Below are 24,243 nucleotides of genomic sequence, written 5' to 3'. Positions count from 1 at the left end.
CCCGGAGGCTCGTCAGGCACCGGCGAGCGCGAGCCGCTCCTCGCCGTCGCGCAGGATCCGCGCCGTCACCGCGCCCGGACCGCCGTGAAGGTGCTCGAAGGCGGCGTTGTAGCAGCCGAGCCACGCCGTCGCTGCCCACGCGACCTCGCGCGCCTCGGCGTCGAAGGCGCGGCCCGCGACGTCCTCGTAGGCGGCGATGACGCGCTCCCCCGTCGAGATGTCGGCCGCCGCGCCGGCGTCGGGTGCGGCCACGTGGTCGAGCGCGAGCGTGCCGACCAGGACCGCCTCGGGCACCAGCGCGATCGAGTCCCAGTCGTGGACGATCGGCCGGGCGCCCACCCAGCGCACGTTGAGGCCGTTGAGGTCCGCGTGGCCCAGCACCGGCGGCAGGTCGCTCGCGAGCAGCCGCGCGCGGGCCGCCCGGGCGACGGCCGCGAGCGCGGGCGGGAGCTCGGCCTCGATGCGGTGCGGGTCCCAGCGGTCCGAGGCGGCCGGGGGCCAGACGCGGAGCGGGTCCGCGTGCGCGTAGTCGAGCCACGGCGGCGGCGCGAGGCCCTCGGCGTCCACGATCGCGAGCGCGCCGACGAGCCGCGCGAGCAGCCCCGCGAACAGCACGGGCGCGTCCCCGTCGGGCGTGAGCGCGCCCTCGGGGCGCCACTCCTCGACGGTGAGCCAGGCGTCGTCGTCGCCGGGTTCGGGCCCCGCGAGCAGCGCGGGCGTGTCGATGCCGGCCTCCTCGGCGGCACGATGCGCGGCGGCCGCGAGCGCGAGACGGTCGCCCCCTCCGCGGCGCTTGACGGCGACGCGCCGGCCGTCGGCGAGGGCCACGCCCCACACGTCGGACATCGAGCTCGCCTCGAAGAAGACGGCCCGGGGCGCCGCGCCCAGACGCGCCTCGAGCCACGTGGCGACGGGTGTGTCGAGCGTCATGATCCGAGGCTAGCGAGCGTGGCCTGCCCCCGGCGGGCGGGTCAGCGCGGGTACGCGGCGATCACGCCCGCGTACGGGCCGAGGTACGGCGTCGGGTCCGGCGCGCCGGCGACCCACAGCTGCGAGATCTGCCCGTCGAGGTAGAGCGCGTCCTCGACGCCGAGCTCGTCGCGGAACATCGCCGCGAAGTCCCACAGGTTGACGTACGTGCGAGTGATCGCGAGGTAGACGGTGCCTCCGTCGGGGCTCACGCCCACGCCGGTGCGCAGCGCGGTGTTGTCGCTGCCCTCGGTGAACTGCGGGTGGATCTCGCCGTCGAGCAGCAGGGCGGGGCCGGACTGCGTCGCCTGCGCCACCCCCGCGGGGTCGTAGAGCGTGGAGTCCACGATCGCGGCGGTGCCGTCGTCGCGGATCTCGAACACCGCGTTGGGCTTGAGGTGGAAGTTGCCGTAGCCGTCGGCGAGGTTGAGCGCGCGCCGCTCCTCGCCGTCGGCGACCAGCAGCCCGCCCGGCGTGAGGTCGTCGGAGAAGATCCCCGCGTTCGTGAGCACCGCGATCCCGGGGTGATCGGCGATGTACTCGGCGAGGTCGGTGCCGTCCGGGTCGTCGGGCCAGTCGACGCGCACGTCCCATGCGTCGAGGTCGAGCGTCACGACCCCGTACGAGCCGTGCTCGCCGAGGTTGATCACCCGGGTGGGCACGTCGGACGATGCGGCGGTCCCCGAGGGCGTCGCGCTCGCCTCGGTCGTCGCGGGCGCGGCGGAGGTCTCGCGCGTGGCCGCCGCCGAGCCCGAACCGCCCGGCGCCGCGTCGAGCAGCGAGCACCCCGCGAGCGCGAGCGCGGCCAGCGCGAGGGAGGCGAGTCGGAGTCGGGGCACGCGACGAGGCTAGTCGACCGTCGCGTCGTCCCCCCACGAGGGAAGCCGTCAGGGGTCCCGAGACGTTGTACCTCCGGACCTCATCCGTCGACCGCAGGAGCCCCCATGACGCAGACCGCCCCGACGCCCTCCCCCGAGGGCGTGTTCCGCACCCTCACGATCGCGGTGCTCGGCACCGGGATCATGGGTTCCGCGATGACCCGCAACCTCGTGCGCGCGGGCCACGGCGTACGCGTCTGGAACCGCACCCACGCCACGGCCGCGGCACTCGCCGCCGACGGCGCCACGGTCGCATCGACCCCGACGGAGGCGGTCGCCGAGGCCGACGTCGTGCTCACCATGCTCCACGACGGCCCCGTCACGCTCGAGGTGATGCGCCACGCCGCGCCCGGCCTGCGTCCCGGCACGCTGTGGGTGCAGTGCGCGACGGTGGGGCTGGACCTGCAGCCGGCGATCGCGGCGCTCGCCGACGAGCTGGACGTCACGCTCATCGACGCCCCGGTGCTCGGCACGCGCGAGCCCGCGGAGCTCGGCACGCTGACCGTGCTCGCCGCCGGGCCGGAGGATTCCCGCGCCACCCTGTCCTCGGTCTTCGATGCCGTCGCGATGCGCACGTTCTGGGTCGGGGACGATGCGGCGTCCGGCTCGGCGCAGCGCCTCAAGCTGGTCGCGAACGCGTGGGTGCTGTCGATCAACAACGCCGCCGGCGAGGTGATCTCGCTCGCGAAAGGCCTGGGCGTGGCGCCGCAGCTCTTCCTCGAGCTCATCGAGAGCGGACCGCTCGACCTCGGCTACCTGCGGACCAAGGCCGCGCTCATCCTCGAGGACCGGCTCGCGGAGGTGAGCTTCGGCGCGTCGACCGCGGCCAAGGACGCGGACCTCATCCTCGCAGCCGCGGGGCTGGCGGAGGTGCGCCTCGACGGGCTCGAGGGCGCGCGGGCACGGCTCGACCGCGTGGTCGAGGCCGGCCATGGAGCGGAGGACATGGCGGCGGCCTACCGCGCGAGCTAGGCCCGCCCCCACCCCCACCCCCACCCCGACCCCGCCCTTCCCCACCCCGACCCCGCTCCCACCCGGACCCCGCCCCGGGGAACTCAGCGACGGTTCTGAGAGATCTTCGACTCCCACGGGGAAATGAGCGACGCGGCGACTTACCGTGGAGGGGTGATCCGCACGGCCGGGCCCGGCGACGCCGCCGAGGTCGCGAGGCTGCTCGACGCGTTCAACCGCGAGTTCGACACCCCGACCCCGGGACCCGACGTGCTCGAGGCGCGGCTGCGGCCGATGCTCGACACCCCCGACACGGTCGCGTTCCTCGCGGGCGAGCGGGCGATCGGCCTCGCGCTCGTCACCTACCGCCCGAACGTGTGGCACGACGGACCCGTCGCGCTCCTCGACGAGCTGTACGTGCGGCCCGACTACCGCGACCAGGGCATCGGAACGGAGCTCGTCGAGGCGATCGTCGCGCACGCCGTCACGCGGGCCTGCCGGCTCGTGGAGGTGAACGTCGACGAGGGCGACGGCGACGCGCTGCGCTTCTACGCACGCCACGGGTTCGCGCTGCTGCAGCCCGACACCGGCGAGCGCGCGCTCTACCTCGCGCGCGAGGTGCGCTGACGAGCGACCGGCGGGACGGGGCCGACCCCTTCCCTCACGACCACAGGCCGCACGAGCCGAGCAGGAGCAGCACGGGCGCCACCACGACGCCCACGACGATGAGCCCGGAGGTCCGGGCCACCCGCGACCCCGTGGGGCCCGGCGCGGTCCTCGTCACGAGCGCGAGGCCCACACCGTAGACCGCGATCTGGACCGCCAGCGCGGCCCAGAACGAGCCCCGATCCTCGCCGAAGCCGTACGTCGCGGCCGCCACCCACGCGACGAGCACGCCGAACGGGACAGCCGCCCACCAGGCCGACAGGCTCCTGCCCGTACGACGCCTCGCGACGAGGCGCACCAGCAGGAACACCCCGAGCGCGAGGAGCTGGAGGAGCGCCTGCACTCCCCCGACAACCAGGTAGCCGATGCGGAACCAGCCCTCGGGGTCCGCACCCTGGCCGCGCGGCCACAGCGGGGGCCCGGCGACGGCCCAGCCGAGGGTCATCGCGACCACGAGCACGATCAGCAGCAACGCAGCGTCGGTGCCGAGCGCACGGCTCGCCACCCCCTCCCCGGGGCCGCCCGCGGGCGCCGTCGACTCCTCGCTCATGCCCCGCATCGTGCCCCATCCAGGCACGACGCCGCTAGGGCACGCGTGCGCGCCACCCGCACGCGACGGGTGTGAGCGCGACGGCCGGGGCTCGGCGTGTCCTTGCGAGAGGTCATGCTCGCTTCCGCGTATCTCAGGAATTCCTAGAACAGCCCCGTCTCGGCGGCCGATGCCAGCCGTCTACCAGCGCATTCGCGCCGCCGTCCGAGGCCATTTCAGCCACGGCTTGAATACGCCAACACGACGCACGCCGCGCTCCGCGGCGACCGGGCCGGCCGCGCCGGCAGCGCCGGCAGCGCCGGCCACCATGGCCACCGCGGCCACCACAGCCACGCCACACGCCACCGCGTCCGGAGGGTGGGGGCGGAGGCTGGCACCGCACCCCGACCCGCGCTAGAGCACGTGCGAGAGGAAGTCCCGTGTGCGCTCCTCGGCCGGCGCATCGATCACCGAGGAAGGCGCACCCTCCTCGACGACCACACCCTCGTCCATGAACACCACGTGGTCGGCGACCTCGCGCGCGAAGCCGATCTCGTGGGTCACCACGACCATCGTCATGCCGCCCGCCGCGAGGTCCTTCATCACCGCGAGCACCTCGCCCACGAGCTCGGGGTCGAGCGCGGAGGTGGGCTCGTCGAAGAGCATGATCTCGGGGTCCATCGCGAGCGCGCGGGCGATCGCCACGCGCTGCTGCTGACCGCCCGAGAGCTGCGCCGGGTAGTGGTCCATGCGGTCGGACAGCCCGACGCGCTCGAGCAGCTCGACGGCCTTGGCCTTCGCGGCCGCCTTGGAGCGGCGCAGCACCTGCACCTGCGCCTCCATGACGTTCTCGAGGGCCGTCATGTGCGGGAACAGGTGGAAGCGCTGGAACACCATGCCGATGCGCGAGCGCTGCTGCGCGATGGCGGCGGGGTGCAGCCGGTGGAGCGTCCCCGAGGAGTCCTCGCGGTACCCGAGCAGCTCGCCGTCGATGCGGACCGAGCCCCCGGTGAGCACCTCGAGCTCGTTGAGGCACCGCAGCAGCGTGGACTTGCCGGACCCGGACGGGCCGAGGACCACGCACACCTCGCCGGGTGCGACCGTGAGGTCCACCCCGCGCAGCACGTGGAGGTCGCCGAACATCTTGTGCGCGCCGCGCACGTCGACCATGGGGGTCGTCACGGGGTCACCTCCAGGAAGGGGTCGTCCTTGGCCGTGCCGGACGCCTTGATCGCGGCCTGACGTCCGGTGCGCGGCCTGCGCGGGCCGCCGCGGCGGGGCCGCTCGGTACCGGTGCCACGACCGTAGTAGCGCTCGAGGTAGCTCTGGCCGACCATGAGGATCGAGGTGATGAGCAGGTACCAGAAGGCGCTCACGATGAGCAGCGGGATGGGCTCGAAGAGACGGTTGCCGATCGCGTTGGTCGCATACGTCAGGTCGAGCGTGAACGGCACCGCGAGCACCAGCGACGTGGTCTTGAGCATCGAGATGGTCTCGTTGCCGGTGGGCGGCACGATGACCCGCATCGCCTGCGGGATGACGATGCGCCGCAGGATGGTGCGCTCCTTCATGCCGAGCGCGCGGGCGGCCTCCTCCTGGCCCTTGTCCACCGAGCCGAGTCCCGCGCGGACGATCTCCGCGAGGTACGCCGCCTCGTTGAGGCCCAGGCCCAGCAGCGCGGCCCAGAACGCAGTGATGACCACGTCGGTCTGGAAGGTGACGAACTCCGGCCCGAACGGGATGCCCAGGCTCAGCGTCGGGTAGAGCACCGAGATGAGGCCCCAGAACACGAGCTGCGTGTAGATGGGTGTGCCGCGGAACAGCCAGATGTAGAACCAGCTGACCGAGCGCAGCACCGGGTTGTCGGAACGGCGCGTGATCGCGAGGAGGACCGCGAGAACCACGCCGATCACCATCGACCCGAACGTGAGCAGCAGCGTCCAGCCGACGCCGCGGATCACCGTGACGTCGCGCAGGTACGCCCACACGATGTCCCAGCGGAACTTGGGGTTGGTGACCAGCCCGTGCACCGCCATCGCCGCGAGGACGATGACGATCGCGGCGGCGATCCACCGGCCGGGCCGCGGGACGGGCCGGGCGTGGATGCGGTTGGGGACCGGGTCGTGCGCGGTCTCGCTCATGCGTGCTCCCTGGATCGGGCGAGGCGCCCGGCGCATCGTCCCTGCGACGGGACGATGCGCCGGGCGGCCGCGCTAGGCGGGGTTGACCTCGGCGGTGGTGAGCATGCCGTCGGCCGCGCCCCACGCGTCGAGGATCGACTTCAGCGTGCCATCGTCCATGAGGCCCTGCAGGGCGGCGGCGATCGCGTCGGTGGTCTCGGAGCCCTGCGCGGTCACGACGCCCTGCGGCGCGGTGGCGAAGGCGTCGCCCAGCTGCTCGAGCTTGTCGCCGGTCTGGGTGACGGCGTAGCCGATGATCGGCGAGTCGGCGAAGAGCACGTCGGCCTTGCCGCCGACCACGTTGGTGGCGGCGTCCGCGTTCGAGTCGAACGGGAGGATCTCGAGGGCGTCCTTGCCGGCGGCCTCGCAGTCGGCGGCCATCTGCAGGGCCTCGTCCTGCTGGATGGTGCCGGTCTGGAGAGCGATGGTGGCGCCGCAGAGGTCGTCGGCAGAGATGCCGGCGGGGTTGCCCGCGGCGACCGCGAACGCCTCTCCCACGGACAGGTACGAGGTCATGTCCGCGACCTCGGTGCGCTCGGGGGTGATGGTGAAGGACGAGATGCCGGCGTCGTACTTGGTGCCGATGCCCGGGATGATCGAGTCGAAGGCCGCCGACTGGATGTCGACCTCGAGGCCCAGCGCGGCGGCGACGGCCGCGGCGATGTCGACGTCGTAGCCGATCGGCGTGGTGCCGTCGACGTCGAGGTACTCGGCGGGCGCGTAGGAGGTCTCCATGCCCACGCGCAGGGTGCCGCGGTCGGCGATGTCGGCCGGGAGCAGCGCCACGGCGTCCTCGTTGACGGCGACGGTCGTCACGTCGAACGCGTCCGTCGTGGCCGCGGCGTCGGCGGACGAGGCGCCGGACGCGCCGGTCTCCTGCGACGCGTAGGTGCAGGCGGACAGCGAGGCCGCGGTCATCGCCGCGATCATGACGAGGGCAGGCTTGCGCATGGGGGTGCTCCTTCGAGGGTATGAGGGCGCATGGCGCCGCGGGTCCGGGGTGGGGGCTCCCGCGGGCGCCTCCGGGAAGGTGTCCCCGGGAGACGCTTCATGCATCACTATGCATCATTATGCAGGACGGGAGGCGGGACCTTGGGCCGCACCCGCGATTTCGCCCCACCAGCAGGGACGATGCGGTGGTAGCGTCCGGGGCACACGGGCCGCATCGGGGGATGGCATGGCGCACGAGTGGGAGCCGGGCTGGACGGATCCGTACGCCGCCGCGCCCGCGGCGCCCACCGCATCGGCGCCGCCCGCCCAGCCTCCGCTCGCGCCCACCGTCGCGACCGCGTACGCGCCGCATCGTCCCTCTCCCCCGCGCCGTCCCCGCCGCTCCGGCTGGATCGTCGCGTGCCTGGTCGGGCTGGCGTACCTCGCGTGGCACTGGGAGGACGTCGCGGACATCGTCGAGGGGTTCCGCGCCGGGTCGACGCCCGCATACGCGCTCCCGACCGTCGAGAACCTGTCCGCCGAGGCGCCCGAGGAGGGCTACGCGCTGTTCGGCAGCGACGACCTCGCCCGCCACCTCGAGCGCGAGCTCATGGCGCACACCGCGCGCATCGACGTCACCGAGTGGACCCGGCTCGACGAGGACTTCGACACCCTCTGGGACGCGTGGGACGAGGTGCTCGCGCAGAACCCGTACCTCTACGTGGACACGGGGCACGCCTACCGCGTGCCGGGCCGCGTGGAGCTGCGCCCCACGTACACGTACTCGGCCGAGGAGTCCGAGCGCCGGCGGGCGCTCACCGTGTCGGCCGCGCGGGCCGGGCTCGAGGCGGCCGGCGTCGCCGACGCGCCGGACGATGCAGCGAAGGTGGGGCTCATCTACGACTACATCGCGGCCGTTGCCGAGTACGACTACACGGCGGCCGACGAGATCGAGCAGGACATCTCCTCGGGGCTGGTCGCCCACTCGCAGGAGGCGTACGCGATCCTGGTCGACGGCTACGCGGTGTGCGCGGGCTACTCGAAGGCGTTCATCGCGATGGCCCACGAGGCGGGCCTCGAGGCCGTCGAGGTCACCGGTTCGGACACGGCAGGCCGGTACGGCGGCTCGCACGCGTGGAACAAGGTGCTGGTCGACGGCCGCTGGCTGCTCGTCGACATCACGTGGGACGACGAGGGCTCGTACGCCGGCGACGACTACCTGCTGCTGCCGGACGACGCCGACATCCTCGACACACGCACCGCGGACCTGTCCTGGATGAACGACGCGCGCGTGGCCGACTACCGCGGGTGAGCCCGGTGCCGGGCCCGCGCCGCTGCGGTGCCGGCGCCATCAATTACACTCGACGCCATGTCCGACGGCCATAGTCCCGAGCGCCGGCACGCGGTCCCCGACCCGCATCCGGCGCCAGCCCCCGTCCACCCCTCGCGCGAGGGAGCCCGCCGATGACCGAGGCCTGGCTGCTCCTTCTCCTCGCGGTCGTGCTCATCGCCGCGAACGCGCTCTTCGTCGCGGCCGAGTTCGCCTTCGTCACGGTCGACCGTCCGACGGTCGACCGCGCCGCCGAGTCCGGCGACCGCCGCGCCCGCTCGCTCCAGGCGGGCCTCAAGAAGCTGTCGACCGAGCTGTCGGGCGCGCAGCTCGGCATCACCGTCACCTCGCTGATGGTCGGCTTCATCGCGGAGCCGTCGATCGCGACGCTGCTGCGCGTCCCGCTCGAGTCCGCGGGCCTGCCCGAGGCGACCGCGCTGGGCGTCGCGCTCACCCTGGCCTTCATCCTCGCCACCGGCACGCAGATGGTGTTCGGCGAGCTCGTGCCCAAGAACTGGGCGATCGCCGAGCCGCTGCGCATCGGCCGCGCCGTCGCGGGCGCGCAGCGCGGCTTCACGTGGTTCGCCGGCCCGCTCATCCGCGTCCTCAACGGGGGCGCCAACCGCATCGTCCGGATGCTCGGCATCGAGCCGCGCGAGGAGCTCGCGTCCGCGCGGTCCGCGCGCGAGCTGCAGTCGCTCGCGGAGCGCTCCGGGGAGCAGGGCACGCTGGAGCCGCGCGTCGCGCGTCGCCTCGCACGCGCCGCGGAGATGCGCGAACGCACCGCCTCGGACGCGATGACGCCGCGCACGCGCGTGCACTTCGTGGAGGCCGATGCGTCGGTCGCCGACGTGCTCGCGCTCGCCTCGCGCACCGGTCACGCCCGCTTCCCCGTCATGGGCGAGGACGTCGACCAGATCGTGGGCGTCGCGCACTTCAAGCGGGCCCTCGCGGTGCCCGCACGTTCCCGCAAGTCGACGACGGTGGGCGAGATCGCGCTCCCCGTCGCGTCCGTGCCGTCGACGATGCCGCTGAGCGCGGTGCTCGCGGCGCTGCGCGAGGGCGCGCAGGTGGCCGTGGTGGTCGACGAGTACGGCGGCACCGACGGCATCGTCACGCTCGAGGACCTCGTCGAGGAGATCGTCGGCGAGATCGAGGACGAGCAGGACCGGCCCGTGAGCCGCCACCGCCGCCTGCGCGACGGCCGCTGGTCCCTGTCGGGCCTGCTGCGTCCCGACGAGGCGGGCGAGGTCATGGGCCTCGAGCTGCCGGAGGCGCGCGAGTCCGACACCCTGGGCGGGCTGCTGACCGAGCGGCTCGAGCGCTTCCCGCACGTGGGCGACGTGGTCGAGCTCGAGGCGCGCGACGAGTCCGCGCGCGACGAGGACGGCCTCCCGACGCCCGTGACCGCGAGCATGCGCGTCACGCGACTCGACGGGCACCGCGTGGACCGCGTGGTGGTCGAGGTGGTCGCGCCGCCCGAGCCCGATGCCGAGTCCACGGACGACGCGCGCGAGGAGGCCGGCCGATGAACGACTACACCGCGCTGCTCATCGCCGTCGCGCTGCTGCTCGGCAACGCGTTCTTCGTGGGCGCCGAGTTCGCGCTCATCTCCGCCCGCCGCACGCAGATCGAGCCGCGCGCGGCAGAGGGCTCGCGCCCCGCGCGGATCACGCTGCGCGCGATGGAGCACGTGTCGCTCATGATGGCCGGCGCCCAGCTGGGCATCACCGCGTGCTCGCTGGGCCTCGGTGCCGTCGCCGAGCCCGCCGTCGCGCACCTGCTCGAGGTGCCGCTGGAGGCCATCGGCATCACGGGCGCCTGGGTGCACGGCATCGCATTCACCATCGCGCTCGTCATCGTGGTCGCGCTGCACATGGTGCTCGGCGAGATGGTCCCCAAGAACATCGCGATCGCCGGGCCGGAGCGTGCGGCGATCGTGCTCGGCCCGCCCCTGTACGCGATCGTGTGGGTGCTCAAGCCGCTCATCTGGCTGCTCAACCAGTCCGCGAACGTGGTGCTCCGCCTGCTCAAGGTGGAGCCGCAGGACGAGGTCACGTCGACCTTCCGCGCGGAGGACGTGGAGGGCTACCTCGCGGAGTCCCGCTCCGAGGGGCTGCTGGACGAGCACGAGCACCAGGTGCTCTCGGGCTCGCTCACGCTCAGCTTCGAGACCGTGCGGGACGTCATGACGCCGCTCGCCTCGCTCGCGACCCTGCCCGTCGACGTGACGCCGCAGCGCGCGCAGAAGGAGTGCGTGCGCACCGGCTTCTCGCGCTTCCCGGTCGTCGGCGAGGACGGCGGGTACGCGGGCTACCTGCACCTCAAGGACTTCGCGTCGGTGCCGCGCGGCGGCGCCACCAAGCCCGTGCCGGACGATGCGATCCGGCCGCTCACGGTGATCTCACCGGAGGCGTCGCTCGAGGAGGCGCTCTCCGCCATGCAGGCGAAGGGCACGCATCTCGCGCTCGTGCGCGACCCGGAGACCGACGAGGTGCTGGGTGCCGCGATGCTCGAGGACGTCATCGAGCGGCTCGTGGGCGAGGTGGTGGACGCGGCTCAGGCCGTCGAGGCGTAGGCGTGTGACGCACGCCCTTCTCCCCCGGCGTCGTCGCTGGTAGGTTCCCGCCAGGAGCGATGAGGGCGCTCCGGGCTGGGGGGCAGCGTGTCGTTCAATCCAACCGAGTGGCAGCCGGAACCGCTGCGCCCGGAGGAGCGCCGTGCCTCGGGCCTGCCCGCGTCGGGGTGGCTTCCGGACCCGGGCGACCCGGACCTGGAACGCTACTGGGACGGCACACGGTGGACGGGACGCGTCCGCAACCTCTACACCCGCATCGAGCACGGCGTCTCGCCCAGCGCGTACACGACGCCCGCACGGACCTGGACGCCCGCAGCCGAGCCCGCGGGCGTGCACCGGCGTGCGCGTCGGCGCAGGTGGCGGACCTCGGTCCTGCTGCTCGTCGTGGTGGCGCTCCTCGGGGTGCTCTGGGCCGGGCGGGCGGCGGACGCGGGCCTGCTCCCGTCGTGGGCGAACCTGGGCCGCACCGCCGCCGAGGCGCTCACCCCCACCACAGCGCCCGTGGCGCCCACCGTGGACTACCCGGTCTACGGCTCCACGGAGCTGGTGCGCTACCTCGAGACCGCCATGATCGCGCAGCAGGAGGCCATCGACGTCACGTTCTGGGCGGAGGAGCTCGGCGGGCCGGCGATCGAGGACGCGCTGCGCGAGGCCGTCACCCAGAACCCCTACGCCTTCGTCAAGGGCTGGGTGTTCTGGGAGACGACCGTCGGCGTCGAGCTGCATCCCGTGTACACGTACGCGGTCGACGAGGCCGACCGGCGCCGCTCGCTCACGGCGACCGCCGTCCAGCTCGGGCTCAGCGCGTCCCGTGCGACCGCCGCATCGTCCGACAAGGAGAAGGTGACGCGGATCCACGACTACCTGGTGTCGCGGGGCGAGTACGACTACGAGGCCTACGACGCGATCAACCGCGGGGAGGACAACGCGGTGGTCGACCGGTCGCAGGAGGCGTACGGGCTGCTGGTCGAGGGCACCGCGGTGTGCAACGGCTACGCGCAGGCCTTCCTGGCGATGGCGGAGGCGGCGGGGCTCGAGGCGGTGCAGGTGACGGGCTCGGACCTCGCGGGCGCGACGGGCGGGGACCACGCGTGGAACAAGGTGCTGGTCGACGGCGAGTGGCTGCTCGTGGACGTCACGTGGGACGACCCGTCGACCAACCCGCGCACCAGCCACGACTACCTCATGCTCGCCGACGGGGACCCGCGGCTCATCACGCGCATCACCGACAGCGACTGGGTGGTGGACGCGCATTTGGGCGACTACTCGTCGTAGCGTCGCTGAGTTCCCCGCAGGAGTCACGAACCTCCTGAAACCGTCGCTGGTCTCCCCGCAGCGGGGCGCGGGTGGGAGCTAGTCGGGGACGCGCGTGTCCTCGCCGCCCTCGGGCATGTGGTCGTTCTCGGGCTTGCGCGCGAGCACGATGATCGAGCCGGCGAGCCCGCCCCAGATCAGCACGATCGAGACGAGCATGAGGATGAGGGCCTCGGTGCTCATGATCCGCTCCTCGGGTCGTAGTCCTCCGTATGGCGCTCCCCCACGTCTGCGGGCAGGTTGAGCTGCTCACGCGTGGGCCACGGATGGAAGTGCACGATGTCCTTGCGCCATCTCATCAGCGGCATGAGGAGGGCCGCGAGCGCGAGGAACGCGACGGTGCCCCATCCGAAGACCACGAGGTACCAGGTCGGGTAGCCCTCGTAGCCGTCGATGAGGAGCGACACGGCCTTGTCGACGAACATGTAGATGAGCAGCAGCGCGACCGCGCTCACCAGCCACAGCCACGCCTTGCCCGGTCTGAGGGTGGAGACCGCCGCGAGGTGACGTTCGAGCTCGTGGCCGCGCCGGCCGATCCAGATCGCCGCGGCGATCATCGTGATCGCGCCCGCGACGATGCCGAGCTGGTTCGACCACTGGTCGACCGTGTCGAGCAGGTAGAGGCCGGTGGTGGTGCCGAATCCCACGATCGACAGCACCGCGCTGACGCCGCCGACCGCGACCGCGGCGGTGCGCGGCTTGAGGTTGAGCTTGTCCTGGAGCGCCGACGACACCACCTGCAGCACCGACACCAGCGACGTCAGGCCCGCGAGCACCAGCGAGGCGAAGAACAGCGCCCCGAAGAACTGCCCGCCCGGCATCTCCGCGATGACGGCCGGGAAGGTGACGAAGGACAGGAACGGGCCGGCGAGGCCCTCGAGGTCCCCCACCGCGACGCCCTGCTGGCTCGCGAGGAAGCCCAGCGCGGCGAAGACGCCGATGCCGGCGAGCAGCTCGAACGAGCTGTTGCCGAACGCGACCACCAGGCCGGGCGACGTGATGTTGGAGCGGCGGCGGCGGTACGAGGCGTACGTGATCATGATCCCGTAGGCGAGGGACAGGGAGAAGAAGATCTGCCCGTACGCGGCGATCCACACCTGCGGATCGCCGAGCGCCGCGAAGTCGGGCGTGAACAGCGCCTCGATGCCGTCGCCCGCGCCGTCGAGGAACAGCGCGCGGACCACGATCACCATGAACGTCGCCACCAGCACGGGGATGCCGATGAGGTTGAGCCGCTCGACGCCGTTGTGGAGGCCGAGCGCGAGGACCACGATCGTGATGAGCCACACCGCCACGAGCGGGATGATGACCTGCGGCACGAACGAGAGGCTCACGGTCCCCGCCTCGCCCAGCTGCAGGTAGTCGCCGAGGAAGAAGCCGGCGGGATCGTCCTGGTAGGACAGGCTGAAGCTGAAGAAGAAGTAGCTGAGCGCCCACGCGATGATCGCCGTGTAGTAGAGCCCGATGACGAAGCAGATCGCGACGTGCAGCCAGCCGACGCCCTCCGCATGGCGGTGCACGCGCTTCATCGCGAGCGGCGCGGAGCCGCGGAAGCGGTGGCCGATCGCGTGCTCGAGGAAGAGGATCGGGATGCCCGCGGTCAGCAGCGCGACCAGGTACGGGATCATGAACGCCCCGCCGCCGTTCTCGTAGGCCTGACCGGGGAAGCGCCAGATGTTGCCCAGCCCGACCGCGGAGCCGATCGCGGCGAGGATGAAGGCGGTCTGGCCGGACCAGTGCTCGCGCTTCTCGTGGGTGTGGGGTGCTGCTGCGGGCTGCTCGGCCATGGTGTTCTCCCCTCCATCGCTCACGCTAAACCGGGCGCGCGCATCGTGCCTGGTGAGGGCGGACGATGCGGGCGCGGGCGGGCGCACGGACGATGCGCCGCGCATCGTGCCGACGAACGGGTGCGCGCGGGCCGTCCCGGGCCCTACGCTCAGATGGGGGAAGGCGCCTCACCAGGGGATTCGGTGGCGCGCCCGTGCATCGCGAGGAGGGGTCATGGCTGGACCGACGAAGGCGCAGATCGAGGCGCGGCTTGCCGAGCTCGAGGCCGAGAACGCGCGCCTGCGCGGGGCGCTCGAGGAGAACGCGGCAATGCGGGCGGAGGCTCCCGCCGCCGTCGCCGGCCCGGTGGCGCCGGCGCCGCGGCACCGGGGGCGGGCGTTCCTCGCGATCGTGCTCATCGTGGTGGCGACGCTCCTCGCGCCGGTGGCGACGGTCGTGGGCTTCGCGGCGCGCGAGACGAGCGACACCGAGGCGTTCGTGCGCACGCTCGCGCCGCTCGCCGAGGACCCAGCGGTGCAGGCGCTCATCGTGGACGAGGGCACCGCCGCGATCGACGACGCCCTCGACACCGATGCGCTGGTGAACGAGCTGCTGTCGTCGGTGATCGACGCGGACTCGACGCCGCGGCTCGCGAACGCGTCGGAGCTGCTCGGGCCGCTGCTCGCGGACCAGGCGCGCGTGGCGATCCGCAGCGCGCTCACGACCGTGGTGCAGTCCGACGCCTTCGCGACCGTGTGGGAGGAGGCGCTGCGGCTCACCCACAAGCAGCTGGTGGCGGTGCTCGAGGCAGACGCGGAGGGCGCGGTGTCGATCGACGACACGGGCGTGGTGTCCATCCAGCTGGCACCGATCATCGCGCAGCTCAAGCCGGCGCTGGTCGATGCGGGCTTCACGCTGGCGGACTCGATCCCGGACGTGAACGCGAGCATCACGGTGGCCGAGGTGCCGGCGATCGCGAAGGCGCGGCTGGCGTACTCCGTGCTCACCACGGTGGGGAACGTGCTCCCGTGGGTCGCGCTGCTGCTGCTCATCGTGGGCATCGCGATCCACCCGCGGCGGCCGCGCGCGATCATCGTCGCCGGCACGCTGCTGCTGGTGGTCGGAGCGGTGCTCGCGGGCTCGATCGCGATCGGCGGCTCCGTCGCGGCGGCGATGATCGCGACGCAGGTGCCGACCGACGCGACCGACGCCATCTACGGTCAGCTCACCGGCGAGATCTCGGCCGTGATGCTCGCGTACGCGGTGCTCGGGGTGCTGCTGATCCTCGCGGGGGTCTTCTCCGGCGGGTCGTCGCTGGGTTCGGGTGTGCGCCGGTCGGGTTCGTCGTGGCTGGCGCGGGGGTCCGCGGCGCTGGACGCGCGGGGCTGGCGTCCGGAGGGCGTGGGCGTGGTGCTGCACCGGATGGGCTGGCTGCTGTGGCTGTGGCTCGCGCTGGTGCTCGCGGTGCTCGTGTCGACCATGCGGCCGCTCAACGTCTGGGATGTCGTGGTCGGGACCGTGGTGCTCGCGGTCGCCGCCGGCCTGTTCCTCGTGTTCCGGGGGCCCGGGCCTGCAGTGACGGGTGACGAGGACTCCGTCGTGGATGAGGAGTCGGACGTTGTCGAGGTGGCGGACGCCGACTTCGACGAGTTCGAGGACGAGCCGCAGATCTAGGCGCCGTTCCCTGCCTGCTCGGCGTCACTCTTCCTCACCGTTGAGGGTCGTTGCGGTCCGAAACCGTCACGGATCCTCACGGTTGTCGAGGCGATCGCGAACGAAGCGCTCTACCGCGTCGAGGTGAGCGGGCTCGAGGCCGCGGTCCGAGGCGGGGCTGATCATCAGCAGGCGGTCGGTGTCCCACCATCGCGGCCCGGGCTCGTCGAGCTCGGCGCGGGCCTCACGCCAGCCGTCGATGAAGTCGTCGACCCAGACGACCGCGGTGAACTCCTCGAGCGCCTCGCGCGCCCGCTGCGCCTTCCACCAGCCGGGCGAGACCGCGAAGGCGCCGCCCGCATCGTCGAGCACGGGCCATTTCGCGCCCAGGCCGATCGCGGGGCCCAGCACCGCCGGCGCCCGACGACCCCAGGTGGTGCACCAGCGCGTCGCGACGCCGGGGGTCTCGGAGATCTCGCGGAGCCGGTCGACGAGGGCCGCCGACCACTCGATCTCGTAGATGCCGTCGAGGATGAACGAGCGCCAGGAGTCTGCGGGCCAGTGGGCGCGGTCGGCGGCGCTCGAGGCGAAGGGGCTGAGGACGCCGTCGACGTCGAGCAGGACGGCGACGATGCCGTCGTGCTGCTTCCTCCAGGAATGCTTCACACCTCGATGCTGTGCCGCAGGGCGCTGCGTGTCGAATGCGAGGCCGGCAAGGGGGCGCAGCGGGACTTCATGGGGAGCCGCGCTGTGCCCGTCGAGGCGCTCAGTCCTCGCCTTCGCCGCGGACGTAGCGCGCGTGGAAGTCGAGGATCTGCGCGACCGTCTCAGGGCGGTGCGTCTCCAAGGCGATCTCGCGCGTGCCGAGGCGCACGCCGCCCTCCACGAAGTTGTGAGACCCGGTGATCGCCGCACGCGCGCCATCGTTGCGGAAGAACACCATCGCCTTGGCGTGCAGGTAGCGCGTCCCCGTGTACATCGATCGATGGCCGGTCCACAGCATCGAGGAGGCGATGAGCGCGCGGTTCGCGGGGCTGGCGTTGCGCGGCGGGTTGAACCAGAGCTCGTTCTCGCGCGCGCTGATGACCTTGCCCAGCTCGCCCGTGGGGCAGTACTGGGACACGAGGAGCACCCGGTCCGCCTGCCGCGCCAGCGACACCGCCCGGCGGTAGATGATCGAGTCGCCGGGGATGCCGCCGTCGACCAGCACCCGGTCGCTGCCGTACCGATACTCGAGCGACTCGTGCCCACGCTCATGCGCGTTCATGTGCTGGATCTGGTGATAGACCGTCTCCAGGTCGTCCGCGAGCCGCGCGTCCGCGATCCTGAGCATGAAGTCGGCGTTCTCGACGCCCTTCCGGTCCAGGTTCACCCCGCCGAACGCATAGGCCGCATCGTCCACCACGCAGAACTTCGTGTGGGTCCGGCCCCGCCACGGCAGTCCCTTCTCACGCCCGAGCCAGGTGAAGCGCACACCCGCGCGGACGAGCTTCGACGCAAGGGTGTCGGAGGCGCGCCACAGCTTGGTGCGGTAGCCGGTGGGGAGGAACGTGCCGGCGGCGTCCGCATACGTGAAGACATCGGCGGCGACGGATACCTCGACCCCGCGCCGCGCCGCATAGACGAGCGCCTCGATGAGGTCGTCCGTGCGGTGGTCGTGTGCGATGGTCAACGTCGTCAGCAGCACGCGTCGCTTCGCATCGTGGATGCGGCTGGTCGCGTCGGCGACGTAGTCCTCGCCCCGGAGCAGCTGGGGCGGCGCGAGACCCCCGCGGCGAACCTCGAAGTGCTCGCCGTGTGCTGGTGCCGGTGCACTGGACACAGATCCACGCTTTCCTACTGTCCTCCCAGTCTAGGGAGGCGCGCCGCGCGGCGGCGATGCGGGCGCGACCACCGACATCGGTCTGGACGATCTCCCGTCGCCGTCGAGTGTGGTCGACCTGCTGCGCCGAACACCGAATCGTCCCTCGGGCCTCCAACGCACTAGGCCCGACAGGGCACAAACGCGGAGACTTGCTCCTCGGTGACATAGTTGTCACACTCAGATCGATCGTCGCGCCGGTGCGGCGGTCGAGGGCTTCGCGGCGAGGGGTGAGCGACGCCGCGAAGGTCGTGCGGACGCTCGCGCCGTTGGCGGAGGACCCTGCGGTGAATGCGCTGATCGTGGACGAGACGTCCGAGGCGATCGGAATGCAAATCGACACCGACACGCTGGTCGAGGACCTGGCAGACCAGGAGATCGACTCGAACGCCACGCCGCTCCTGGCGCAGGGGAATATCTCGCTCGGGTCCCTGCTGGCGGACCAGGCGCCAATCGCGATCCGGTCGGCGATCGCAACGGTGGTCGATTCGCGGGCGCTCACGACCGTGTGCGAACGGTCGCTTTGGCTGGAGCCAAAGTAGTTCGTCGCGGCACTGGACGCGGATACCCACAGTGCCTTCGCGATCGCCGAGTAGAACGAGGTGACAATCCGGCGGCGGCCTCTAGTCGATCAGCTCAAGCCCGCGCTGGTCGACCGCGACCTTAACGCAGCGAACTCGATCCCAAAGGTCGAGGCCTCGAAGGAGACGTCGGATGTGCCGGGCGTCGCGAAGGTCCGGCTCAGGCATTCGGTGCTCGCCACGGACGGCGACGTTCTCCCGTGGGCCGCGCCGGTGCAGGTGATCGCCGGTGCGCTGGTCCACCCGCGCCGGCTGCGGGCGATGATCGTAGCACGCGAACTGATCATGCTCATCGGCGCTGCGGGATCTATGGCGTTCCGCGGGACGCTGGACGAGGCGCCGGCCCGGGCTGCCAGTGCGGCTCCCGAGCCGGAGGCGGTTGAGGCGATCTCGCGGCCGACGAGCCGTTGATCTGAGGCGCTCCGACCGAAACTCGGTCAATGCCAGCATGGAACATACCCGGAGTCACGGCACACGTTCCGTCTACATACCGGCGTTGCGTGTCATTATCCAGCCAGAACGCGGCTAGCGTCGACGCATGCCAGAGTCACTGCTGAGGAATCGCGTTGTCGAGAACGCAGTAAGCAACATCGTGCCGCGCTCGGAACGCCAAGCCGATCCGAGCCTCCTACGCTCGACATACGTCGATGCGGGCGTGCTGGCCCAGATGTCGAATGCAAAGAATCAAATTCTCTACGGCCGGCGCGGGACCGGAAAGTCACACCTTCTGCAATACCTCGCTACAGAACTAGCGAAGGGCGGTACCACCGCCACCGCGTACGTAGACCTCCGGCTCCTTGGCAGTTCCCACCTCTACCTCGATCAAAACCGCCCTATCGCCGACCGCTGCGTGGCAGTCTTTCGCGATCTCCTGGGCATCATCCAGTCGACGCTCATGGACTATGCGACCGATCCTAAGTCAGACGGATCAGGCATTGAAGCCGTGAGCGCGTTTGCAGACTTCATAGTCTCTCGAGCAGCGACGGTGCGGGAACGGGCCGTCACCAAGAGCGTCCGTACCAGCCACGAGACCAACGGACGTTTGAGCGCCGAAACCGGGACGGCTGGCCTCAAGTTCGGGGCTGATCTCAATAGCCAAGAAAACACGCAGACGAGCCAGGCCGAGTCGTACACCGAGATCCTCAATGACACGTTGGTGTTCTCGGAGGTTCACTCCTATCTCACGCGCGCCCTCGCCGCACTCGGTATCGACAACCTCACGATCCTGCTCGACGAATGGAACTCACTGCCACTCGACCTCCAACCGCACATCGCGCACTTCCTCAATCGGTCGATCTTCCCAAGCAGCGCCGTAACGGTGAAGATTGCGTCATTGGAGTACCGCTCGCGCTTTGCGATTGCCCAAGAAGGAGCCAACGCTATCGGCTTCGAACTTGGCGCCGACGTTGCAGCCAACATTGATCTCGATGATTACTACGTCTACGAGCGGAACCCCGAGCAGGTCGGCGCATTGTTTGAAGAAGTTCTCTTCAAGCACGTTGCGTACGGTGAGGCAGCCGTTGAACTTAGTGCGATCGGAATCCGCGACGCTAAAGCACTGCGCGCACGACTCTTCACCGAGCAAGCGACCTTCCTGGAACTCGTCCGGGCCGGCGAGGGCGTTGCACGCGACTTCTTGGGCATCTTCGACTCGGCGTTCTTCAAGTCCAGGAATGGTCAGCGCGAGAAAATCGAGCTCAGATCTGTTGAGGATGCGGCAAGAGATTGGTACGAGTCCGATAAGTCGGCAGAGCTTTCGCCACAGCAGCACGCGGCTCTTCATCAGATCATTACCGACGTTATCGGCGCGCGCCAGACAAAAATGTTCATGCTGCGCCGTGAGAATGCCTCGCATCCGATGATCCAGTCGCTGTTTGACCGGCGCGTAATCCACCTGATCTCGCGCGGATACAGTGACAAGGAAAATCCTGGCCAGCGGTACAACATATACGCACTCGACTACGGCACGTACGTTGACCTAAAGCGAACGAAAGCTGAACCGGCGGGCACTCTGTTCGAAGTTGAGCAGGTGGAAGAGGAGCCGCGCGTGGTGCCATTCGCGGATAAGCGAAGTATCCGACGGGTGATTCTGGATCCGGCCATTTTTGACGCCAGTTCAACAGCCTCGTAGGCCCCAGGACGGCCCACAAAGCTACGGTCCGCCAACCGTCCCAGACCCTAGTTTGCAGCAGCGCAAACCCCGGTCATCGGCGCAGGTTCAGTCCCTGCCCGCGCCGCTCGGTACTTGAGGGGTTGCCAAGTGCGCGCTTGCAGGTGGCAAGTCCCTTCGCTGACTTGGGCCAATGTGGCATGAATGCGGCGGCCGGCTGGCTCTCCCTCGCCGGCCGCCGCATCGACCATTCAGAACGCGCTACCGCAGTACAGCCCCGAACTTCTCCCCCGCGGCCGCGATGATCGCCTCGCGCACCAACAGCACCTCGTCGGCCGAGAGCGTGTGGTCCGCGTCGCGCATCCTCACGTTGATGGCCAGCGACTTCTTGCCCTCGCCGATCTGCTCGCCTGTGTAGACGTCGAACACGCGCGCATCCTCGACCAGGCCGTCACCGGCCTCGATCACGGCGTCGACGAGCGAGCCCGCGGCGACATCCGAGGAGACCACGAAAGCGAAGTCCTCCTTCGCCAGCACCTGGCCGGACACGGGCGACGCCGTCACCAGCACGCCCTCGGACTCGTCGATCAGCGGGTCGAGCAGCAGCTCGAACGCGACCGTCCGCGCGGGCAGCCCGAGGTTCTCGCAGACCTTCGGGTGCACCTCGCCGGCCACGCCGACGATCTGCCCCTCGAGGCGGTAGACCGCCACGCGGCCCGGGTGGAACGGAGCCGTCGACTGCCGCTCCCCCGCCTCGTTCGAGATCTCGAGGACCACGCCGCACGCGCGCTCGACCTTCTCGACCATCGCCATCGCGTCCGTCCAGCGCCACGGGGTCGCGTGGCCGTCCCAGCCCGCGGTAACCCGGTTGCCGGCCATGACGCCCGCGACGCGGCGCACCTGGCCCGGAATCGCCTCATTCAAGGCGAGAACGTCGTCCGGCGTGATGGACGTGCCCGAGTAGGTCGCCGGGATGGCGCCCACCAGGCGGCCCAGGTACGCGCGACCGGTCTCGTACAGCGCCACGTCCTGCGCGCCACGCCCGAGGTTGACCTTCACCGCGTCCACGAGCGTCTCGAGGATCGCGGTGCGCAGCAGCGGCTGCTCGGCCGACAGCGGGTTGGCGAGGCGGATGACGTCGCGGCGGACGTCGTCAGCGGGCAGCATCACCTCGTCGAGGCGCGCCTCCGAGATGAACGGGTACGTGAGCACCTGCGTGAGGCCGGCCTCGGCGAGCGAGCGAGCGACCGACTTCCGGACCAGCTGCGAGTGCGTGTAGCCGCGCCCCGGGGGCGCGACGGGCAGCACCGACGGCAGGCCTTCGTAGCCCTGCAGGCGCGCCACCTCCTCGACCAGGTTGATCGGCCCCTCGAGGTCCGCACGCCACGTCGGGCGCGTGATGATGAGCACCTCGCCGTCGCGCTCCACCAGGCAGCCCACCTGCTCGAGCGCGTCGATGACCTGCTCGGCCGTGTAGGGCACGCCGACGATGCGCGCGGGGAAGTCCCAGTCCATCTCGATGGGCTCCACGGCCGGGACGTTGTCGACGTCCGTGTAGACCTCCTCGATGACTCCCCCGCCGAGCTCGACCAGGAGGTTCGCCGCACGCTGCACCGCGACCGGCGGCAGCGCGGTGTCGACCGCGCGCTCGAAACGGCGCGAGGCCTCCGAGCCCAGCTTGTGGCGGCGCGCGGTGCGCGCGACGGAGATCGGGTCGAAGTGCGCACCCTCGAGGAGCACGTCGGTGGTCGACTCCGACACCTCGGTCAGGGCGCCGCCCATGACGCCGGCGATGCCGATCGCCCGCTCGGCGTGGCCGCCGAGAGAGTCCGTGATGAGCAGGTCCTCGCCGTGCAGGACGCGCGTCGCGTCGTCCAGCGTGACGATGCTCTCCGCGGGGCGCGCGCGGCGCACCACGATGGGCGCGGTGAGCGTCGCGAGGTCGTACGCGTGCAGGGGCTGACCCAGCTCGAGCATGACGTAGTTGGTGACGTCCACCGCGAGCGAGATCGACCGCATGCCGGCCGCCTCGAGCCGCGTCCTCATCCACGTCGGCGACGACGCCGACGGGTCGAAGCCGCGCACGATGCGCGCGACGAACCGGTCGCAGCCGACGTTGCCGCGCACGGGCGCCTCGTCCTCGATCAGGATCGGGAAGCCCTCGCCCACCTCGCCCGAGACGGGCAGGCCCGCGGGGTCGGTGAACGATGCGCCGGTCGCGTGGCCGTACTCGCGCGCCACGCCGCGGATCGAGAACGAGTAGCCGCGGTCCGGCGTGACGTTGATCTCGATGGTCTTCTCGTCGAGGCCGAGCAGCGCGATCGCGTCCTGGCCGGGCTCCAGCTCGGAGGCGTCGAAGCCCATCTCGGTCAGCACGATGATGCCCGAGTGGTCGTCGCCGAGGCCCAGCTCCTTCGAGGAGCAGATCATGCCGTCGGACCAGTGGCCGTAGGTCTTGCGCCCCGAGATCGGGAACGGGCCGGGCAGGGTCGCGCCGGGCAGCACGACGACCACCCAGTCGCCCTCGACGAAGTTGTGCGCACCGCAGACGATGCCCTTGGACGACGGGTACTCGACCTTGTGGTCGGGCTTGTGGCCGGGGCCCTCGGGGTCGTTGTAGGAACCGACGTCCACACGGCAGTAGTTGATGGTCTTGCCGTTGGACTGCTCCTCCTTGACCAGCGACATGACGCGGCCCACGACGAGCGGGCCCTCGACACCCGAGCCGTGGATGCCCTCCTCCTCGAGGCCCACGCGGGCGAGCGAGGTGGCGATGTCCACCGGCGTGGCATCGGGCACCAGGGCAACCGACTCCGCGAGCCAGCTGAGCGGAATCTTCGGCATCAGATCTCCATCCCGAACTGCTGAGAGAAGCGCACGTCGCCCTCGACCATGTCGCGCATGTCGGTGACGTTGTGGCGGAACATCAGGGTGCGCTCGATCCCCATGCCGAACGCGAAGGCGGTGTACTTCTCCGGGTCGATCCCGGCGGCGCGGAGCACGTTGGGGTGCGTCATGCCGCAGCCGCCCCACTCGATCCAGCCGGTGCCGCGGCACGTGCGGCACGCCGCATCGTCCCCGCCGCACACGAAGCAGCGCAGGTCCATCTCGGCGCTGGGCTCGGTGAACGGGAAGAAGGCCGGGCGCAGGCGCGTGATCGCGTCCGGGCCGAAGAGGGCGCGCGCGAAGTGGTCGAGCGTGCCCTTGAGGTGGGCCATGGTGAGGCCCTTGTCGATCGCGAGGCCCTCGATCTGGTGGAACACCGGCGTGTGGGTCGCGTCGAGCTCGTCCGTGCGGAACGTCTTGCCGGGGCACACCACGTAGATGCCGCGGCCCTCGTCGAGCGAGTCGCGACGCTCGAGCGCCGCGCGCACCTGGACGGGAGAGGTGTGCGTCCTGAGAAGCAGCCCCGACGACGGCGGGTCGATGAAGAACGTGTCCTGCATCTCGCGCGCCGGGTGGTCCGGGTCGAAGTTGAGGGCGTCGAAGTTGAACCACTCCGCCTCCATCTCCGGGCCCTCGGCGACCTCCCAGCCCATCGACACGAACAGGTCGCACATGCGCTCCTGCATCGTCTCGATCGGGTGGCGCGCGCCGGGCTGCTGGCGCGAGGTCGGCAGCGTGACGTCCACGGCCTCCTCGACGAGCACGCGCGCGTCGCGCTCGGCCTCGAGCTCCGCGGTGCGCGCCGCGAGCGCGCGGCCCATGGCGGCGCGGGCGCCACCCATGGCCTTGCCGGCGGCGGCCTTGTCGGACGGCTCGAGCCCGCCGATCTGGCGGTTGGCGAGCGTCAGCGGCGCCTTGTCGCCGGTGTGGGCGAGCCGCGCCTCCTTGAGCTCGTCCAGGGTGGATGCCGCGGCGAACGCGGCGAGCGCGGCCTCGACGGCGGCGTCGACGCCGGCGGCGTCGAGCGGGGAGAGATCAGTCATGGGTGGCCCTTCACAGC

22 protein-coding genes are annotated in these 24,243 nt (G+C 71.1%); 10 read left to right on the top strand and 12 right to left on the bottom strand.

What is annotated here, in order from left to right; all coding sequences use genetic code 11:
- Nucleotides 1-12: 12 nt before the first annotated feature.
- The gene (locus QQX09_RS10320; RefSeq protein WP_301134287.1) at nt 13-930 is read right to left on the bottom strand and encodes a phosphotransferase; all 918 of its coding nucleotides are present in this window, start codon (nt 928-930) and stop codon (nt 13-15) included.
- 41 nt (nt 931-971) lie between these two features.
- Nucleotides 972-1,808, bottom strand: coding sequence for a phosphodiester glycosidase family protein (locus QQX09_RS10315; RefSeq protein ID WP_301134284.1), 837 nt, complete (start codon nt 1,806-1,808; stop codon nt 972-974).
- A 105-nt stretch (nt 1,809-1,913) separates the two neighbouring features.
- Between QQX09_RS10315 and QQX09_RS10310 the strand changes: the two genes are divergently transcribed.
- On the top strand, nt 1,914-2,819 hold the full coding sequence (locus QQX09_RS10310; protein WP_301134277.1) for an NAD(P)-dependent oxidoreductase: 906 nt from the start codon (nt 1,914-1,916) through the stop codon (nt 2,817-2,819).
- Between the two features lie 153 nt (nt 2,820-2,972).
- Nucleotides 2,973-3,425, top strand: coding sequence for a GNAT family N-acetyltransferase (locus tag QQX09_RS10305; RefSeq protein ID WP_301134274.1), 453 nt, complete (start codon nt 2,973-2,975; stop codon nt 3,423-3,425).
- Between the two features lie 34 nt (nt 3,426-3,459).
- On the opposite strand, the gene QQX09_RS10300 is transcribed toward QQX09_RS10305, so the two are convergent.
- The 4 genes from QQX09_RS10300 to QQX09_RS10285 all read right to left on the bottom strand — a co-directional run bounded on the left by QQX09_RS10300 (nt 3,460) and on the right by QQX09_RS10285 (nt 7,124).
- Complete coding sequence (locus tag QQX09_RS10300; protein WP_301134273.1) at nt 3,460-4,014, bottom strand: hypothetical protein; 555 nt, start codon at nt 4,012-4,014, stop codon at nt 3,460-3,462.
- Nucleotides 4,015-4,407: 393 nt separating this feature from the next.
- On the bottom strand, nt 4,408-5,163 hold the full coding sequence (locus tag QQX09_RS10295; protein WP_301134384.1) for an amino acid ABC transporter ATP-binding protein: 756 nt from the start codon (nt 5,161-5,163) through the stop codon (nt 4,408-4,410).
- Nucleotides 5,164-5,171: 8 nt separating this feature from the next.
- Entirely contained in the window at nt 5,172-6,134 is a 963-nt protein-coding gene (locus QQX09_RS10290; RefSeq protein WP_301134272.1) for an amino acid ABC transporter permease, read from the bottom strand.
- A gap of 72 nt (nt 6,135-6,206) precedes the next feature.
- The gene (locus QQX09_RS10285) at nt 6,207-7,124 is read right to left on the bottom strand and encodes an ABC transporter substrate-binding protein (protein ID WP_301134270.1); all 918 of its coding nucleotides are present in this window, start codon (nt 7,122-7,124) and stop codon (nt 6,207-6,209) included.
- Between the two features lie 226 nt (nt 7,125-7,350).
- Here QQX09_RS10285 and QQX09_RS10280 point away from each other — a divergent pair, with 226 nt between their 5' ends.
- The 4 genes from QQX09_RS10280 (at nt 7,351) to QQX09_RS10265 (ending at nt 12,286) form a co-directional block, all read left to right on the top strand.
- Entirely contained in the window at nt 7,351-8,415 is a 1,065-nt protein-coding gene (locus QQX09_RS10280; RefSeq protein ID WP_301134267.1) for a transglutaminase domain-containing protein, read from the top strand.
- Between the two features lie 152 nt (nt 8,416-8,567).
- Nucleotides 8,568-9,965: a hemolysin family protein gene (locus tag QQX09_RS10275; protein WP_301134265.1), complete on the top strand. Its 1,398-nt coding sequence runs from the start codon at nt 8,568-8,570 to the stop codon at nt 9,963-9,965.
- Nucleotides 9,962-11,011 (top strand): hemolysin family protein, encoded by a 1,050-nt coding sequence (locus tag QQX09_RS10270; RefSeq protein ID WP_301134263.1) that lies wholly within the window; start codon nt 9,962-9,964, stop codon nt 11,009-11,011. Before QQX09_RS10275 ends, QQX09_RS10270 begins: the two co-directional genes overlap by 4 nt.
- Before the next feature lie 87 nt (nt 11,012-11,098).
- Nucleotides 11,099-12,286, top strand: a complete 1,188-nt coding sequence (locus QQX09_RS10265) for a transglutaminase domain-containing protein (RefSeq protein WP_301134261.1) — start codon at nt 11,099-11,101, stop codon at nt 12,284-12,286.
- A 78-nt stretch (nt 12,287-12,364) separates the two neighbouring features.
- Here the strand turns inward: QQX09_RS10265 and QQX09_RS10260 are convergent, their stop codons facing one another.
- Both QQX09_RS10260 and QQX09_RS10255 read right to left on the bottom strand, forming a co-directional pair.
- Nucleotides 12,365-12,508, bottom strand: a complete 144-nt coding sequence (locus tag QQX09_RS10260) for a methionine/alanine import family NSS transporter small subunit (RefSeq protein ID WP_301134259.1) — start codon at nt 12,506-12,508, stop codon at nt 12,365-12,367.
- Nucleotides 12,505-14,112, bottom strand: a complete 1,608-nt coding sequence (locus tag QQX09_RS10255) for a sodium-dependent transporter (RefSeq protein WP_301134257.1) — start codon at nt 14,110-14,112, stop codon at nt 12,505-12,507. Before QQX09_RS10255 ends, QQX09_RS10260 begins: the two co-directional genes overlap by 4 nt.
- Nucleotides 14,113-14,326: 214 nt before the next feature.
- On the opposite strand from QQX09_RS10255, the gene QQX09_RS10250 reads away from it, so the two are divergent.
- Complete coding sequence (locus QQX09_RS10250) at nt 14,327-15,766, top strand: hypothetical protein (protein ID WP_301134255.1); 1,440 nt, start codon at nt 14,327-14,329, stop codon at nt 15,764-15,766.
- Between the two features lie 66 nt (nt 15,767-15,832).
- On the opposite strand, the gene QQX09_RS10245 is transcribed toward QQX09_RS10250, so the two are convergent.
- Nucleotides 15,833-16,411 carry an HAD domain-containing protein gene (locus tag QQX09_RS10245; RefSeq protein WP_301134253.1) on the bottom strand — a complete coding sequence of 193 codons (579 nt, stop codon included), beginning with the start codon at nt 16,409-16,411 and terminating at the stop codon, nt 15,833-15,835.
- Between the two features lie 100 nt (nt 16,412-16,511).
- Nucleotides 16,512-17,567: a phospholipase D-like domain-containing protein gene (locus tag QQX09_RS10240; protein ID WP_301134251.1), complete on the bottom strand. Its 1,056-nt coding sequence runs from the start codon at nt 17,565-17,567 to the stop codon at nt 16,512-16,514.
- A 269-nt stretch (nt 17,568-17,836) separates the two neighbouring features.
- On the opposite strand from QQX09_RS10240, the gene QQX09_RS10235 reads away from it, so the two are divergent.
- From QQX09_RS10235 to QQX09_RS10225, 3 genes are all read left to right on the top strand, one after another.
- Nucleotides 17,837-18,148, top strand: coding sequence for a hypothetical protein (locus QQX09_RS10235; protein WP_301134249.1), 312 nt, complete (start codon nt 17,837-17,839; stop codon nt 18,146-18,148).
- Nucleotides 18,149-18,208: 60 nt separating this feature from the next.
- Nucleotides 18,209-18,598, top strand: coding sequence for a hypothetical protein (locus tag QQX09_RS10230; protein WP_301134247.1), 390 nt, complete (start codon nt 18,209-18,211; stop codon nt 18,596-18,598).
- 127 nt (nt 18,599-18,725) lie between these two features.
- Nucleotides 18,726-20,318 (top strand): hypothetical protein, encoded by a 1,593-nt coding sequence (locus QQX09_RS10225; RefSeq protein WP_301134232.1) that lies wholly within the window; start codon nt 18,726-18,728, stop codon nt 20,316-20,318.
- 240 nt (nt 20,319-20,558) lie between these two features.
- On the opposite strand, the gene pheT is transcribed toward QQX09_RS10225, so the two are convergent.
- Together pheT and pheS are read right to left on the bottom strand one after the other, a co-directional pair.
- Nucleotides 20,559-23,141, bottom strand: coding sequence for a phenylalanine--tRNA ligase subunit beta (gene pheT, locus QQX09_RS10220; protein WP_301134230.1), 2,583 nt, complete (start codon nt 23,139-23,141; stop codon nt 20,559-20,561).
- Nucleotides 23,141-24,226, bottom strand: a complete 1,086-nt coding sequence (pheS, locus tag QQX09_RS10215; RefSeq protein ID WP_301134228.1) for a phenylalanine--tRNA ligase subunit alpha — start codon at nt 24,224-24,226, stop codon at nt 23,141-23,143. The genes pheT and pheS overlap by 1 nt, the downstream gene beginning before the upstream one ends.
- Between the last annotated feature and the right edge of the window lie 17 nt (nt 24,227-24,243).

The organism is Demequina litoralis, assembly GCF_030418455.1.
GTDB lineage: Bacteria > Actinomycetota > Actinomycetes > Actinomycetales > Demequinaceae > Demequina > Demequina litoralis.
This window is presented reverse-complemented; position numbering and strand designations above follow the sequence as displayed.